The sequence below is a fragment of the Alteromonas sp. ABH4_456 genome, from assembly GCF_056160645.1.
This window is the reverse complement of record NZ_JBSWXO010000005.1, coordinates 317,310-330,615: the sequence shown is the minus strand read 5'-3', so window position 1 is coordinate 330,615 and position 13,306 is coordinate 317,310. Positions and strand designations below refer to the sequence as shown.

The window sequence follows — 13,306 nt, the reverse complement described above, 5'->3', positions numbered from 1 at the left end:
GACCCACTCCTACGTTCGTCGAATATGGTATCGCAGCCTTTCCATATACTCTGAGCATACAGAGTCTTTCATCGTAATCTGTACAAACACATACACTTGACTGACGCTTCCTTTCAGAAAATATTAATACTGTAAAAAGAAGCGTAAAAATATGAACCGGGCAATGGTCACCGTGTCTTTTTGTTTGCGTTTGATGGTGTTTTCTCTTTTAAACTCTTTTAAACCCATCTTTGTGCTCCGTCACAAAGCAGAACAAAGATATAAAGATTTAAGATATTTTATAAACAGGAGGTTTTCATCACTATGGCTATCACAGCAGTTTTGCCATTATGCATACAGGGAAGTTACGGTGTTGATGATCTGGGCCGCACGGAAATTCTATTTGCCACGTTCAGTGCGTTTAATGCCGCTGAGGTTTTTAGTGAGTTTCTGATAGTCTGTCCTCCGGATGAAGTGGATATTATTCGCCGTCGCACTGCGAAGTGGTCAGAATTTTCTATTCGCGTGATGTCCGAAGAAGCGCTTATTCCGGAATTTGAAAAGCACCGTCATGTCCGCGGCTGGCGTAAGCAGCAAATCGTCAAGCTGGCAGCACCGAGAGTAATTACCACGCCTTATTATCTGACACTGGATGCCGACGCTATCTGCCTGCGTCCGTTGACTGAATCGCTTTTATTACCCGGCGGCAAAGCGCTAATCCAGTACGAGCAGCGGGCGCAGCATCCCAAGTGGTGGAAGTCTTCTGCCCGCATCTTAAAAATGTCCGGCGATGTGGGGAATCCTGAGCTGGGCATGACAGTAACACCGGCGCTGATGGCCAGTGACATCAGCGAAGCTACCGGCGAAGAAATTGCCGCTAACCTGCGAGGCAAGGGGTCGTGGGTGGATAAATTATGCGGTCTGCATAATCCGAAATCGCCGACGAACTGGACCCTCTACCGGCATCGCCGTGGCAGATGGACCGAATATTCTCTGTATTATCTGACGGCGCACAAGCGCAAAATGTTGGAGAAATACCACGTGGATGCCTGCACAGCTGAAAATCCTCAGGCGCTGTTAATTCACGATTCACACCCTTTTGAAGCCTGGCAGGCAGAGCAAAGCTTCGCCCCGAACGGACACGGTTTATTTTGTGTCGTAAACAGCAGTATGCGGTTTGACAATAATCTTGTATGGGACAAAATAGCGCCTTTCATCCCGGGTCCTGAGAGGAAGCTTCATGCCAGCTAAACGGCAGTTATCCTGTTTTGTTATTGCCAAAAATGAAGGCGACAGAATTGAGCGTTGCCTGAAATCACTGCATGGCTGGGTCGATCAACTCATTGTGCTGGACTCAGGAAGTACTGATGATACCGTCGGTATCGCCAAAAAGTATGCAGACGAGGTCATCGAAACAGACTGGCCGGGTTACGGTGTACAACGAAACCGTGCCCTCACTTATTGCAAACATGACTGGGTACTGAACATCGATGCCGATGAAGAAGTCACGCCTGCTCTCAGAGATGAAATTGTGGCTGTGTTGTCTTCAGAGCACCTGTCTGCAAACTTCATAAAATGCCCATGGCATACTGTCTTTTTGGGTTCTGTGCTGAAGCACGGACGTTACAGCACGCCGCAGGGTAAATTGTTCTTAAAGCATGGTGCGAAGTTCAAAGAAGCCAGCGTGCATGAATCGCTGATCCTGGAAAAAGAGCAGGTACTGGTGCTTAAATCACCTTTATTGCATTACAGCTGGCGTAACTATAAACACGCTATCGATAAGCATGTGCAGTACGCGGTATTGTCTGCAAAAGATAAATTTGCCCGTGGTAAAAAGGCGTCGTTGGGTTATGCCTGTCTGCGTTTCTTTACCGATTTTCTGCAACAGTATGTGCTTCGCGGTGGCTTTCTGGATGGCAGAGCCGGATTGATGATGGCCATTATTCTTGCCCAGTATGGGTTTCATAAATACGCCGCACTGTGGGCCATGAACAGAGAAGGAAGTGCCGGTGAGTAACCCGTGTCCTCTGAGTGTTTATCTGATTACCTTCAATGAAGCTGAAAGGCTGGACGAGGTGCTCTCTGCTGTCAGCTTTGCTGCAGAAATTATTGTGGTGGACTCCGGCAGTACCGATGACACTATCATGATTGCAGAGCGTCACGGGGCCAGAGTGATTCACCGGAACTGGCCCGGCTTTGCTAAACAAAAGGCCTTTGCGATGAGTCAGTGTACTCAGCCCTGGTTATTGAACCTTGATGGTGACGAGGTGCTGAGTGAAGAATCCGCAGCACACGTTAAAACAGTAGTTACCGGCGAAAACCCGTCGCACGGTGCGTACCGTCTGCACTTCGAAGATATTTTCTGGGGCAGACCCATGTCGTCTAAAGCATCAAAGCGCCATATTGTGCGGTTGTTCAGACAGGGCACTGCCCGATACCCTGAAGATCGCATGGTGCATGAGAATGTGAACCTGGAAAAGGGGACCACCACCGGCGATATTAAAGGGCTGGTCATGCACTATGGCTATGGCAGTACCGAGCTGCTGATGAATAAACAGAACAGTTATTCATCGTTGAAAGCGCAGCAGAAATTTAACAGCAACAAAAAGCCGTCTTTGCTGAAATTGTTGCTGGTTTTCCCGCTGACATTTTTAAAAACTTACCTGTTCAAACGGCATTTCATGTCCGGCAAGCGGGGACTGGCCCACGCGTACATTGAATCTATGTATGCGTTTTTAAAAGAAGCGAAGCTGTTCGAGCTGACTGAGCGGAATAAATAGTACTCATACGGATAGAAATTCAAAGTAACTAAAATCCGAAGTCCCGGACAATCAGGCAATAAAACCGGACAATTACGTTATCCGTTTCTGGCTGCCTTGTGCTAAAAATAACGTTATAAACAGCGTTTTTTTATCACCCGGGATCAGGAATATGCTTCACTCTGCAGCCATCGATATTATCAGCGATAAACTTGCTGACCGGATTGGCCGGCACACCGCCGGTCAGTCAAATGTGATCACGGACATTGCCGGACTCAGTTTTTATCGCAAAGATGCGCCGACGGAGTGTACAACCTGCTTTGTTGAACCAAGTATCGCGCTGGTGGTGCAGGGTGAAAAACGGATGGCGCTGGGTAATGATATCTTTCATTATAACCGCTACCGCTTTTTAATTACCTCACTGGACTTACCGGCGCAGGCGCAAATTTTAAAAGCAGAGCGTGCTGAACCGTATCTCGGTCTGGCGCTGCGGCTGGATTTCACCACAATGAGCGAACTGCTCATGCAAGCGTCTGCAGATACCAAAACCCTGGCCTCTTCTAACAGTGGTATGTCCGTTGGTAATACTACGCCGGAGTTGCTGGATGCATGCGACCGTCTGGTTAGTCTGCTGGACGATAAGGCATCGCTTTCAGTGCTGGCTCCGCTGATTAAAAAAGAGATTTACTGGCGGGTTCTGAATTCGGAGCAGGGGGACAGGCTCCGTCATATTATTTCAGCAGGGAGTCAGGGCTTAAGGATAGCGAAAGCCATTGACTGGCTGAAAACTCACTTTACGCAATCTTATACCGTGGAAGAGCTGGCGGAACGTGCGCAAATGAGTAAATCCACCTTCCATCATCATTTCAGACAGCTCACCTCTATGAGTCCGCTGCAATATCAGAAAAGCCTTAAACTGATGGAAGCCCGACGTCTTATGATAGGCGAACAAATTGACGCTTCAGACGCCGCATACCGTGTGGGCTATGAAAGTCCTTCCCAGTTTTCCCGTGAATATTCGCGGTATTTTGGTAACTCTCCGAAGCGGGATGTGGAAGCGCAGTGGCGTATCATCGAAGGCGAAAAAAGGACTTTGCAGGCGGGGTGACAGTGAATATCACCGCGCCTTTATTCCTGATATTTCAACCGGTCGATAACCAGTCGCATGGCGGAACTGATCTGCCGGTTGCTGGAAATACACAAATGGTAGCCGTCGAAAGGCGGGCACCAGTCCGCAAGTACACGGCGTAATGCACCGCTTTCTATTTCATTTTCTACTTCCTGTTCAGTGACAAAGGCAATGCCGTGGCCCTCACGTGCCGCATCAATACACATATCGCTTTCACTGAAAATGAACGGGCCTGATACTTTTTTCACGATCTCAATACCGTCCTTTTCAAATTCCCAGTCATAGGCCGGTGCCAGCGCACTAAACCGCAGAGACAGGCAGGCGTGATGGTCAAGTTCGTCGGGATGTTCGGGGACACCATGTTTTCGGAAGTAGTCAGGCGTAGCGACTGCTGCCAGTGATACAGGGGGGCCAATTTTTATCGCAATCATGTCGGGGCTGACAAATTCACGCAGCCTGACACCGGCATCAAAACGTTCCGCAGCAAGGTCATTCAGACGGCTGTCGAGGTTCAGTTCAATATTCACTTCGGGGTAATCCCGGACAATACCCGATATCTTCGGCCACAAAAGAAAACGGGCCGCAGGTTTACTGGCTGAAATCCGCACCGTTCCTTTGGGCGCATCGCCAAGCATCCGCAGCTCTTCTATTCTGGCAGTGATCTGGCTGATACCGGGTTTCAGAGCAGCCAGTAACTTCTCACCGGCATCGGTTACCGACACTTTTCGTGAGGTTCTGTGCAACAGCCGGATCCCCACCGAAGCCTCCAGTCTTCTCACCGCGTGGCTTACTGCCGACTGTGATACGCCCAGTGTTACAGCTGCGCGGGTAAAACTTTTTTCTTCTGCGACCACCATAAAAAGTGACAAATCGCCCAGTTCATCTCTGATCATCACATCATCTCTTTCGCTAATGTGCCTGCCAGTGTACGCAGTGTCAGCATAAAAAACATCTTCTTTGATGAAATAAATTCATGGTTGAGATGACAGTGAGCCAATTGTTCCCTGTAAACAACGAAAATATAATTAACATGTATTTTATTGAGCAGGTTGTAATGAATAGAACTCATCAAAATGATAACAACAACAAAGCCGGTTACTGGAGTGCAGTGTTCTCAATGACACTGTGTGTTGCCATGCTGATTGCCTCTGAGTTTATGCCTGTCAGTTTGCTCACACCTATTGCAGATGGCCTGGATGCGACCAAAGGGCAAGCCGGTCAGGCAATTTCAGTCAGCGGTTTTTTTGCCGTTGTCGCCAGTCTGTTAACCAGTACTGTTGCCGGCAAACTAAACCGGAAATGGGTATTGCTGGCGATGACAGGGTGTATGCTGCTGTCACTGGTATTCATTGCCCTTGCGCCTGACTTCATCATGTTGATGGTAGCGAGAGCGTTACTTGGAATTTGTGTCGGCGGTTTCTGGTCGCTGGCGACTGCTGTGATCATGCGCCTGGTACCGGCAGACAGTGTATCAAAGGCTCTGGCAATCATGTATTCAGGGCAGGCCGTGGCTGCTGCATTCGCTGCTCCGCTTGGCAGCTACCTGGGCGATCTGATTGGCTGGCGCGGCGTGTTTTGGGTACTGGTACCTGTGGTGGCAGTTAATCTGATTTGGCAGATGATTTCACTGCCTTCCATGCCCACAGATAAAAAACAAGGTTTTAGTGAGATGTTCGGATTACTGAAACGGGGCTACTTTGCCCGCGGCATCATTGCCTCTGTTTGTGTTTATGCCGGTGCATTTGCCATGTTTACGTATTTGCGGCCCTACATCGAATCTGAAGTGAAAGGGGACGTTCTTCTGCTTACCTTCCTGTTACTTTTACTCGGCGTAGCCGGATTCGTTGGCACATGGCTTGGCGGCAAATTCGCAAACGATCACGCCGTACGCTTTCTGCAAGGGGTGCCGCTGGTGATGAGTGTGGTAACCGCCGGACTGATCGGATTAAGCGGTTCTGTATTCATGGTAGGTGTGCTGCTGGCTTTATGGGGCATCTGCAACACGGCTATGTCCATCGGCTGGATGACCTGGCTCAGTCAGAATGTGGATGATGCACCAGAAGCGGCGGGCAGTATTATTGTGGCAGCTATTCAGGCGGCGATACTTTTCGGTGCAGCAGTCGGCGGTGTATTACTGGACGGTTTCGGTATCAATGTGACCTTTGCAGGCAGTGTGGTGCTGACGCTGGTATCGTTATGTCTGGTGGGGAGTGGTCGCGGAGTGATTAAGCCTCAGGCGGAGTGATTACTCCGCCATCAGGTTATGTAGTTTAAACGACACAACAAACCCGCCTTCCGGCGTGCTTTCATTATAAATGTCGCTGGCCAGTGTTACTTTTACCAGGTTGTACACCACACTCAGTCCCAGGCCCGCGTTTCCTGCACCCCGTTTAGTGGTGTAGAAAGGCTCAAACACTTTTTTGAGTTCTTCTTCGGTGATCCCCACACCGTCATCGGCAAAAGTAAACTGATATCCATCGCCGCCGGGGGCAATGGTGATGGTAATTTTGCAATGCTCATGACCCGGGCCTGAGGCGTGGATCATCACATTGGATGTGAGTGCCGTCAGGATCTGAATAAGCACGGCCGGGTAGGTGGTGACGATGATTTTGGGTGGAAATCTTGGAATAAAAGTAATGGTTTTATTCTGAGAATGATGCTCATAGGAGGCAATAAATTCTGTGACCAGTTCTGATACGTTTACCTGCTCCAGCTGGCTGGCTTCTTCAGATTTTTTAACCGCAACTTTCTTGAAGCTGGTCAGCAGCTTCGATGCGCGCTGCATGTTCTTCAGCATACTGGAAGTGATGTCCTGAGAAGTCTCCAGGAACTCTGCGAATTTATCGGTATCAAGCTCGCCGTTGTCAAAGTCCTGTTTGAGTTCGTCAAGCAGTTCCATCAACAGCGTACAGTTTGCAATATTAACACCCAGGGGCGTGTTGATTTCGTGGGAAACACCGGCGACCAGTCCGCCCACTGCATCCATTTTTTCAGATTCAAACTGCTTTTCCTGATCTGTTTGAGAGGATGAATTTTCAAATGCTTTGTTCATGTACGTCAATTCAGTTTCAGTGCTCAGAACCAAAAAGCAGAGGAGCATATGTCGCCTGCTGTACCTGATAAAAGCGTAGTGGCTAAAAAGCAGAACTGCAAAAAAAGTGACGGGTCAGTTGTGGAAGAAAGTGGTACATATTTGCACCACTCAGAGGGTAAACGGGTGGCGGATTTACAGGTAGTCTTCACCGGCTGCAGCCGTAAACGCCATTTCTACCAGCCAGTCCGGATCAGCCAGTTCCACTTTCACACAGGCGCGGCTGGGGGCTGTCCCTTCGTCAAACCATTCGTCCCATACCGCATTGAGGCGGTCTACATTGGCAAAGTCGGTGATGTAAATAGTGACAGTAAGAATTCGGGACTTGTCGCTGCCCACCAGTGCCAGCATGGCTTCAGCCTGAGAAAACACGGCTTTTACCTGTGCTTCGATAGTGGTGGCGCTTTCGTCTTCCGGTACTTCAACAAAGTTCGCGATACCGTTAAAAACAGTGACTTCAGACCAGCGTCGGGTGGGATTAATTCGATGTATTTTCATGGCTGTGAGGCTTTCATTGCAAAACGTCTAGTGTGGCATTTTTGCTCCGGTAAATCGACCCGAAGGATCACCGCGCATTAATGAGTTTTACTAATAACGCTGTGTGAGACTTAGTGATTATCGTTTGTGGTGGTCATTGAAGCTGGTAGTACCGGCATATGAAAAGAGAATACTGTGCGAGCAGATTTAGAGCTCACGAATAGTTTTGCATCATGCGCTTTACTAATTTCTGAGGCTATAAACAAACCTAATCCCAAACCTTCACTTTCCCGTCCGGCTTCTTGCCGCCAAAAAGGTTGAAATAATCTGTCAATGGCTTCCGCCGGGATTGTAGGGCCATAATTTGCCACCTCAATACAAAGCATTGATTTTTCAGCTTGAGCGCTAACAGTTACGGGGCGGCCATCTTCACCATGAATCAATGCATTAATCAGAAGGTTGGATAAGAGTTGCGAAAGTCGATCCGGATCGCAGTAGATCACATCATTAATGATAATGTCGCCGGTAATTGTCGCGGCGGGATAATTATTCGATAATTCGTCCACTACATGAGAAAGCTTGTCTCCCAATTCATCCGTCTTTCTTCGTTGCACGATAACGCCCTGGCTAGCCCGGGTATGAGCGAAATCCATTACATCGCTAATTAATCTCTCTATGCGAAAAGTACTCGCTCTCATCATTTTAACTATTTTCGCAGTCTGAGGTTCATTCGTAATATTTTCTATTACATCTAATCCAACGGAAATAGTAGAGAGCGGAGCTCGTAGATCATGACCAAGTATTGCTATGTTCTGTTCGCGCAACTGAACAGCTTCTTTTTGGTGCTGCCACTGAGTTTTGGCGTCCGCAAATGCTGCTGCGTTCTCTATCTGCCTGGTAAGAAGGGTAGAAAAGGAATCTAGCATACTTAATACTTTGTCGCTTTTTAGTGTTAAAGCTTTTTTGTCCAGGCCACAAAGTGTCCCAAAAAATTTTCCATTTCCATCATAAAGAGGAAAAGAAAAATAGCTTTGAAAGTTAAACATCTTTGGAACAGGATGATCTGCATATAACGGATCCTCGTCCGCATGCTCGATAACAATTTCTTTATTCATAGCCCTGACACTATTGCACAAGGTGTAGGTAACATCTAACTTGCCACCCACTGCGAGACCAAAATCGACCTCATCGTGCAGCGCGCATACGGTCCAGCTATCGGGTGTCACATGCGCGATGCACACAAAGCCAACTCCCGTACTTTCAGCTACGAGTTTTAAAATGTGGGGTACAGAATCAATTGATCGAATAATGGAAACTGAAACATCCGGGGAGTGTGGCATTTTTTGTCTCGGGTACAGGTGTGGATCGACTAACTATATCGCAATAGTTTTGTTTATTTAAAATATTAAATGATATGTTTTTCCAGTGTAAGCAACTAGGACATTACCACCATTTTTGCTGCGGCAGCGATTCCAGTGTGAAAGTTTCGCCAATGTGCGGTGTTGCTACATTCAGGTTCTTTTCTTCGGCAGCCCGGGTGAACCGGATCATCGGCTCGTTCCAGTCATGAAAAGCGAGGTCGAACTTACCCCAGTGGATTGGCATCACGTTCTTCGCCTTTACATCCAGCGATGCCTGCACGGACTCTTCCGGCAACATGTGAATTTCCGGCCAGTAGGGGCTGTAAGCACCGTCTTCCATAAATGCCATATCGAAAGGACCAAACCGTTTTCCTATTTCGGCAAAATCAGGGCTGTAACCACCGTCGCCACTGAAATACACCGACACTTCAGGTGCCTGAATAACCCACGAGCCCCACAGTGTGTCGTTGCGTTGTCCGGGTTTGCGTCCGCTGAAATGTTTCGACGGCGTAAATATAAACCGCGTGTCTTTCAGCATGGCATCACTGAACCAGTCCAGCTCAGTAATTTTACTGTCATCGATACCCCATTTCAGTAAATGAGCACGCACAGCAAGGGGTACATAGAAGTGACCCGTTTTACTATCAAGCTCAGCGATGGCTTTCGCATCCAGATGATCATAGTGGTCATGAGAAATCAGCACCGCATCGATATACGGAAGGCCGTCGATAGTGAGCTTTTTATCTGCCGGATATGGTGTGCCAATCAGCCACACAGGTGAAGCGCGGTAAAAAACAGGATCTGTCAGTACAGTCATTGACCCCGTATTGATAAGAATGGTGGAGTGTCCGAACCAGGTAAACGACAGTGTTTGCTGTGCAACAAAATCCGGCAATTTTGCCGGCAACAAGCCGGAAGGGTGCTTACCCGCCGGCGGGAAGATAACCGAATTCAGCCACTTTCCCATGGGAGGCTTCGGGCTGTCGGGATCGTCGGAAACAGGGTGGCGGTTAACAAAAATGTCGTCTTTAAAGTTATCGGAAGCCAGCATCCGCGTCCGGGTCTGATCATCAGGCTTACCACCAAATACCGGCGACAACTTCACAAATAAAAAACCGCTGACAAACAGCAGCGACACAATGGCCAGCGACCAGACCAGTAGTTTCTTCATAACACCCAAAGCAGGTACTCCAGCGACTTTTTCACCGTCATTTAGTGCGTTCAAAAATTATCAGCTAAATCGCGGCAGGGACGCAATCTTTCTGCGTTCAAGTCAGTACTATGCCGGTTTTCCGGCTGGTAAAGCAAGGCTGGGGGGAAGAGAGTGTTGAACCCGGATGACTACTGGTTCGACGAATGCAGGTATCGTGAAATACGGCTTTGAATGACTAAGCAGACTTCCTTTTGATTCTTTTTATAATGTGTAGCAATATGTAGCAAATCATATTTTATTGGTGTAGGCATGGGCATTGTCAAAATCTCCGACCAACTTCATGAAGAAGTGCGTAAAAACAGTGTGGTGATGGAGCGTTCTATCAATTCACAGGCAGAGTTCTGGATGAAAATAGGGCGTTTGGCCGAGCAAAATCCCACGCTTACGTATGAACAAATTCTGGAACAGGAAAAACGTCAGCAAAACGTATCAACAGTGAGACTGGTTCATGAGTAATGTATCGATAAAAAATGCGCAGGAAATCGAACTGATGCGCGAATCCGGCCGGCTCCTGGCGAGCGTATTTCATGCACTGGACAAGGAAATACACGCCGGCATGACCACCATGGAAGTGAACGATTTCGTCGATGCATTCATCACTGATACTTTGCAGGCAAGACCGGCCAGCAAAGGGCAGTATGGCTATGAATATGTGCTTAATTCATCGGTAAACGAAGTGGTCTGTCACGGCGTGCCGTCGGTGGCAAAGAAGCTGCGGGAAGGTGATATCGTGAATGTGGACATCACGCTGGAGAAAAATGGCTTTATTGCCGACAGCAGCAAAATGTATTGCATCGGTAAAGTATCACCCATTGCGAAAAAGCTGGTAGATACGACTTACGAAGCCATGTGGAAAGGCATCGAAACGGTAAAACCAGGCGCGACGCTGGGGGATATTGGTCATGCCATTCAGTCACATGTGGAAAAAGAAGGCTTCAGTGTCGTGCGGGATTACTGCGGGCACGGTATTGGCCGTGAAATGCATGAAGAACCGCAAATTGTGCATTATGGCCGCAAGGGCACAGGCATGCATTTAGTGTCAGGCATGACATTTACCATAGAGCCGATGATTAACCAGGGCACTTACAAAACCAAGCAGAAGAAAGATGGTTGGACAGTGGTGACCCGCGACAAAAAACTCTCAGCACAATGGGAGCACACCATTCTGGTGACTGAAACCGGGTTCGAAGTGCTTACATTGCGGGATGAAGAACACTAAAAACCAAAAGGCAGCGAATGAACGCTGCCTATTTCATTAGCGCTTAAACATCAGGATTAGAACGTCAGTCCCGCGCGGCGCTTGTACAGCGGGTTTTCGCTGTCGTCTGCGTAACCGGGTTTCTGTGCTTCTACAGCTTCATCAGAAGACGGCATTTCCAGTGGCAGGGTGCCGGTGGGTGATACCTTGCCGGTAAGCACATCAATCACGGCATCGTCAGCACTACCGAAGTTAGCCAGAATAGCGCCTGCGGTATTGTTCAATTCACCCATGACCATGGGGCGTTCCAGGAAGACGGATAAAATAGTTGGCACTTGCTGGCTAACGGCCAACATTTGCTGATACTTCTCATCATCTTCGCGGAATGACACGCGGCCTTCATTCTGGCGGCTGCCGAAGAAGTGGTTCGGATGCAGTTTTTCACTTGGCGTTGAGAAACGGAAAATCGCGAAGTCGGCCTGGGCCGGATCGGTCACAACTTCAAAGCCACGAGCGGTAAGTGCCTCTGCATTTAAACCATCAACGAACACTTTCTTCATCGAGTCTGCCAGTGGCAGCAGCTTATCTGCATTTTTCAGCAGCACCTGAGATTTAGCCTGAACTTCCCGTGCCAGTGCCCGCCATTCCGGTTTACCCACATTCGATGCTGCCGTAGCTTCATCCACATAAGGGTTGTCGAATAAGCCGAGCTCAAACTTCAGTGTAAGAATACGGGTGGCCGACTCATCGATACGCGCTTCTGTCAGTTTGCCTTCGTGTACTGCATTAACGATGATTTCAGGCTGGTCTTCACCACCGAACTGGTCAATACCTGCGGTAATACCTTTTACGAAACGTTCAGGAATAGTCAGATCCTCCACACCCCACGGCGTCGCAATTTCCCGCACGCCATGTGGTTTAGTCGGTGCCTTACATTCTTCACTACAGTCCCGGGTTACCGCCCAGTCTGAAACTACAACGCCTTTAAAGCCGGCATCGCCGCGCAGCAGGTTTTGCAGTATTTGTTTGTTGAAGCCCGGGCTTACTGCTTCTACCGGTTCACCGTCTACAGTGATGCCGTGTAAGATAGGATAAGCAGGCATAATGCCGGTGGTTTTTGCTTCGAACGCACCGTCAAATGCACGGATATGATCTTCAAAGCTGGTATCGTCCAGTTGGGCATTGCGGCCGTAATAGTTATGACCATCAAAACCTTCTACCGCAGCACCGTAACCCACCCAGTGTTTGGTAACGGTTGATACGCCTTCCGGCGTGATGCCATCAGAACTGCCCTGGAAACCACGAATGTACGCGCCCACCTGCTTACTCACTTCACCAGCATCGCTGCCAAAGGTGGCAATGATACGGGGCCAGCGGGGCTCGGTGGCTAAATCAGCCTGCGGTGATAACGCCATGGTGAAACCGGTTGCACGATATTCCTGACGGGTAATGTCACCAAATTGTTCGGTCACTTCAGGATCGTTCAGCGCACCAAAACCAAGAGGCTCAGGCCATTGGGTGAAACCATCGGTAGACTCGGCAGCACCTAACACGTACTGGAAGTGGTTGCGTGGATCGGTACTGATAATGGCAGGAATACCCAACCGGGTGGTTTCTGCCAGCGCCTGGACTTTGTTGTTCTCAACGGCCAGATCTGACGGAGACATGTTCAGGCGGCTGATGTAACTGCCGATGTGTTTGTCTTTGAATAATGATGTGGCGACATCGATGTCATATCCATCCTGAGAAAAACCGGCAAAGCCGTTCTTACCCGGAAGGGTGCCATGCACCATTTCACCGGCTTTTTCTTCCAGCGTCATGCGGGCAACCAGGTCGGCCACACGTTCTTCAACCGGCAAACGCCAGTCTTCATACGGGGTAAGTTTGCCATCGGCATTCAAATCGCGGAAGGTTTGGCCGTCCTGTTCGATAACCGCTTTGCTGGTGGTTTTTACCGCCACCTGGCTTACAGGGGCGGAATCTTTCTTCGGTTGCTCAACCCGGGAGGGCGAGGGTTTCTCGCCACAACCAGTAAGCATAGCGGTAGTGATAAGGCAGGCACTACCCAATGTTGCTGTATGCTTTTTCATTAATCGTCT

The 13,306-nt window shown here is 48.8% G+C and carries 13 protein-coding genes; 7 read left to right on the top strand and 6 right to left on the bottom strand.

Annotated features, from left to right (window positions below; genetic code table 11):
* Window positions 1-303: 303 nt before the first annotated feature.
* From ACXAG2_RS10740 to ACXAG2_RS10725, 4 genes are all read left to right on the top strand, one after another.
* A complete protein-coding gene (locus ACXAG2_RS10740; protein ID WP_474866805.1) occupies window positions 304-1,230 on the top strand; it encodes a DUF6492 family protein in 927 nt (308 codons plus the stop codon).
* Window positions 1,220-1,996: a glycosyltransferase family 2 protein gene (locus tag ACXAG2_RS10735; protein WP_474849363.1), complete on the top strand. Its 777-nt coding sequence runs from the start codon at window positions 1,220-1,222 to the stop codon at window positions 1,994-1,996. Before ACXAG2_RS10740 ends, ACXAG2_RS10735 begins: the two co-directional genes overlap by 11 nt.
* Window positions 1,989-2,759 carry a glycosyltransferase family 2 protein gene (locus ACXAG2_RS10730; RefSeq protein WP_474866803.1) on the top strand — a complete coding sequence of 257 codons (771 nt, stop codon included), beginning with the start codon at window positions 1,989-1,991 and terminating at the stop codon, window positions 2,757-2,759. The genes ACXAG2_RS10735 and ACXAG2_RS10730 overlap by 8 nt, the downstream gene beginning before the upstream one ends.
* 151 nt (window positions 2,760-2,910) lie before the next feature.
* The gene (locus tag ACXAG2_RS10725; protein WP_474866800.1) at window positions 2,911-3,846 is read left to right on the top strand and encodes an AraC family transcriptional regulator; all 936 of its coding nucleotides are present in this window, start codon (window positions 2,911-2,913) and stop codon (window positions 3,844-3,846) included.
* Window positions 3,847-3,866: 20 nt separating this feature from the next.
* Here the strand turns inward: ACXAG2_RS10725 and ACXAG2_RS10720 are convergent, their stop codons facing one another.
* The gene (locus ACXAG2_RS10720) at window positions 3,867-4,760 is read right to left on the bottom strand and encodes a LysR family transcriptional regulator (protein WP_474866888.1); all 894 of its coding nucleotides are present in this window, start codon (window positions 4,758-4,760) and stop codon (window positions 3,867-3,869) included.
* Between the two features lie 161 nt (window positions 4,761-4,921).
* Between ACXAG2_RS10720 and ACXAG2_RS10715 the strand changes: the two genes are divergently transcribed.
* The gene (locus tag ACXAG2_RS10715) at window positions 4,922-6,112 is read left to right on the top strand and encodes an MFS transporter (RefSeq protein WP_474866798.1); all 1,191 of its coding nucleotides are present in this window, start codon (window positions 4,922-4,924) and stop codon (window positions 6,110-6,112) included.
* Here ACXAG2_RS10715 and ACXAG2_RS10710 read toward each other — a convergent pair whose 3' ends face one another.
* From ACXAG2_RS10710 to ACXAG2_RS10695, 4 genes are all read right to left on the bottom strand, one after another.
* The gene (locus tag ACXAG2_RS10710; protein ID WP_474866796.1) at window positions 6,113-6,919 is read right to left on the bottom strand and encodes a sensor histidine kinase; all 807 of its coding nucleotides are present in this window, start codon (window positions 6,917-6,919) and stop codon (window positions 6,113-6,115) included.
* A 174-nt stretch (window positions 6,920-7,093) separates the two neighbouring features.
* Window positions 7,094-7,456 (bottom strand): RidA family protein, encoded by a 363-nt coding sequence (locus ACXAG2_RS10705; protein ID WP_303573281.1) that lies wholly within the window; start codon window positions 7,454-7,456, stop codon window positions 7,094-7,096.
* A gap of 110 nt (window positions 7,457-7,566) precedes the next feature.
* Window positions 7,567-8,775: a sensor histidine kinase gene (locus ACXAG2_RS10700; protein ID WP_474866794.1), complete on the bottom strand. Its 1,209-nt coding sequence runs from the start codon at window positions 8,773-8,775 to the stop codon at window positions 7,567-7,569.
* Window positions 8,776-8,878: 103 nt separating this feature from the next.
* Window positions 8,879-10,021, bottom strand: a complete 1,143-nt coding sequence (locus ACXAG2_RS10695) for an MBL fold metallo-hydrolase (protein ID WP_474866792.1) — start codon at window positions 10,019-10,021, stop codon at window positions 8,879-8,881.
* Between the two features lie 237 nt (window positions 10,022-10,258).
* Here ACXAG2_RS10695 and ACXAG2_RS10690 point away from each other — a divergent pair, with 237 nt between their 5' ends.
* Window positions 10,259-10,465, top strand: coding sequence for a ParD-like family protein (locus tag ACXAG2_RS10690; protein ID WP_303573285.1), 207 nt, complete (start codon window positions 10,259-10,261; stop codon window positions 10,463-10,465).
* A complete protein-coding gene (map, locus tag ACXAG2_RS10685; protein WP_474866790.1) occupies window positions 10,458-11,228 on the top strand; it encodes a type I methionyl aminopeptidase in 771 nt (256 codons plus the stop codon). Before ACXAG2_RS10690 ends, map begins: the two co-directional genes overlap by 8 nt.
* A 56-nt stretch (window positions 11,229-11,284) precedes the next feature.
* Here the strand turns inward: map and ACXAG2_RS10680 are convergent, their stop codons facing one another.
* Entirely contained in the window at window positions 11,285-13,297 is a 2,013-nt protein-coding gene (locus ACXAG2_RS10680) for a glycoside hydrolase family 3 protein (protein WP_474866788.1), read from the bottom strand.
* Window positions 13,298-13,306 lie beyond the last annotated feature (9 nt).

Bases quoted from the DNA above. Each gene is read 5' to 3' on its own strand.
- ACXAG2_RS10735 (WP_474849363.1), top strand. From the start codon at position 1,220: ATGCCAGCTAAACGGCAGTTATCCTGTTTTGTTATTGCCAAAAATGAA.
- ACXAG2_RS10690 (WP_303573285.1), top strand. From the start codon at position 10,259: ATGGGCATTGTCAAAATCTCCGACCAACTTCATGAAGAAGTGCGTAAA.
- ACXAG2_RS10725 (WP_474866800.1), top strand. From the start codon at position 2,911: ATGCTTCACTCTGCAGCCATCGATATTATCAGCGATAAACTTGCTGAC.
- ACXAG2_RS10710 (WP_474866796.1), bottom strand. From the start codon at position 6,919: ATGAACAAAGCATTTGAAAATTCATCCTCTCAAACAGATCAGGAAAAG.
- ACXAG2_RS10700 (WP_474866794.1), bottom strand. From the start codon at position 8,775: ATGCCACACTCCCCGGATGTTTCAGTTTCCATTATTCGATCAATTGAT.
- ACXAG2_RS10720 (WP_474866888.1), bottom strand. From the start codon at position 4,760: ATGATCAGAGATGAACTGGGCGATTTGTCACTTTTTATGGTGGTCGCA.
- ACXAG2_RS10680 (WP_474866788.1), bottom strand. From the start codon at position 13,297: ATGAAAAAGCATACAGCAACATTGGGTAGTGCCTGCCTTATCACTACC.
- map (WP_474866790.1), top strand. From the start codon at position 10,458: ATGAGTAATGTATCGATAAAAAATGCGCAGGAAATCGAACTGATGCGC.
- ACXAG2_RS10705 (WP_303573281.1), bottom strand. From the start codon at position 7,456: ATGAAAATACATCGAATTAATCCCACCCGACGCTGGTCTGAAGTCACT.
- ACXAG2_RS10715 (WP_474866798.1), top strand. From the start codon at position 4,922: ATGAATAGAACTCATCAAAATGATAACAACAACAAAGCCGGTTACTGG.
- ACXAG2_RS10740 (WP_474866805.1), top strand. From the start codon at position 304: ATGGCTATCACAGCAGTTTTGCCATTATGCATACAGGGAAGTTACGGT.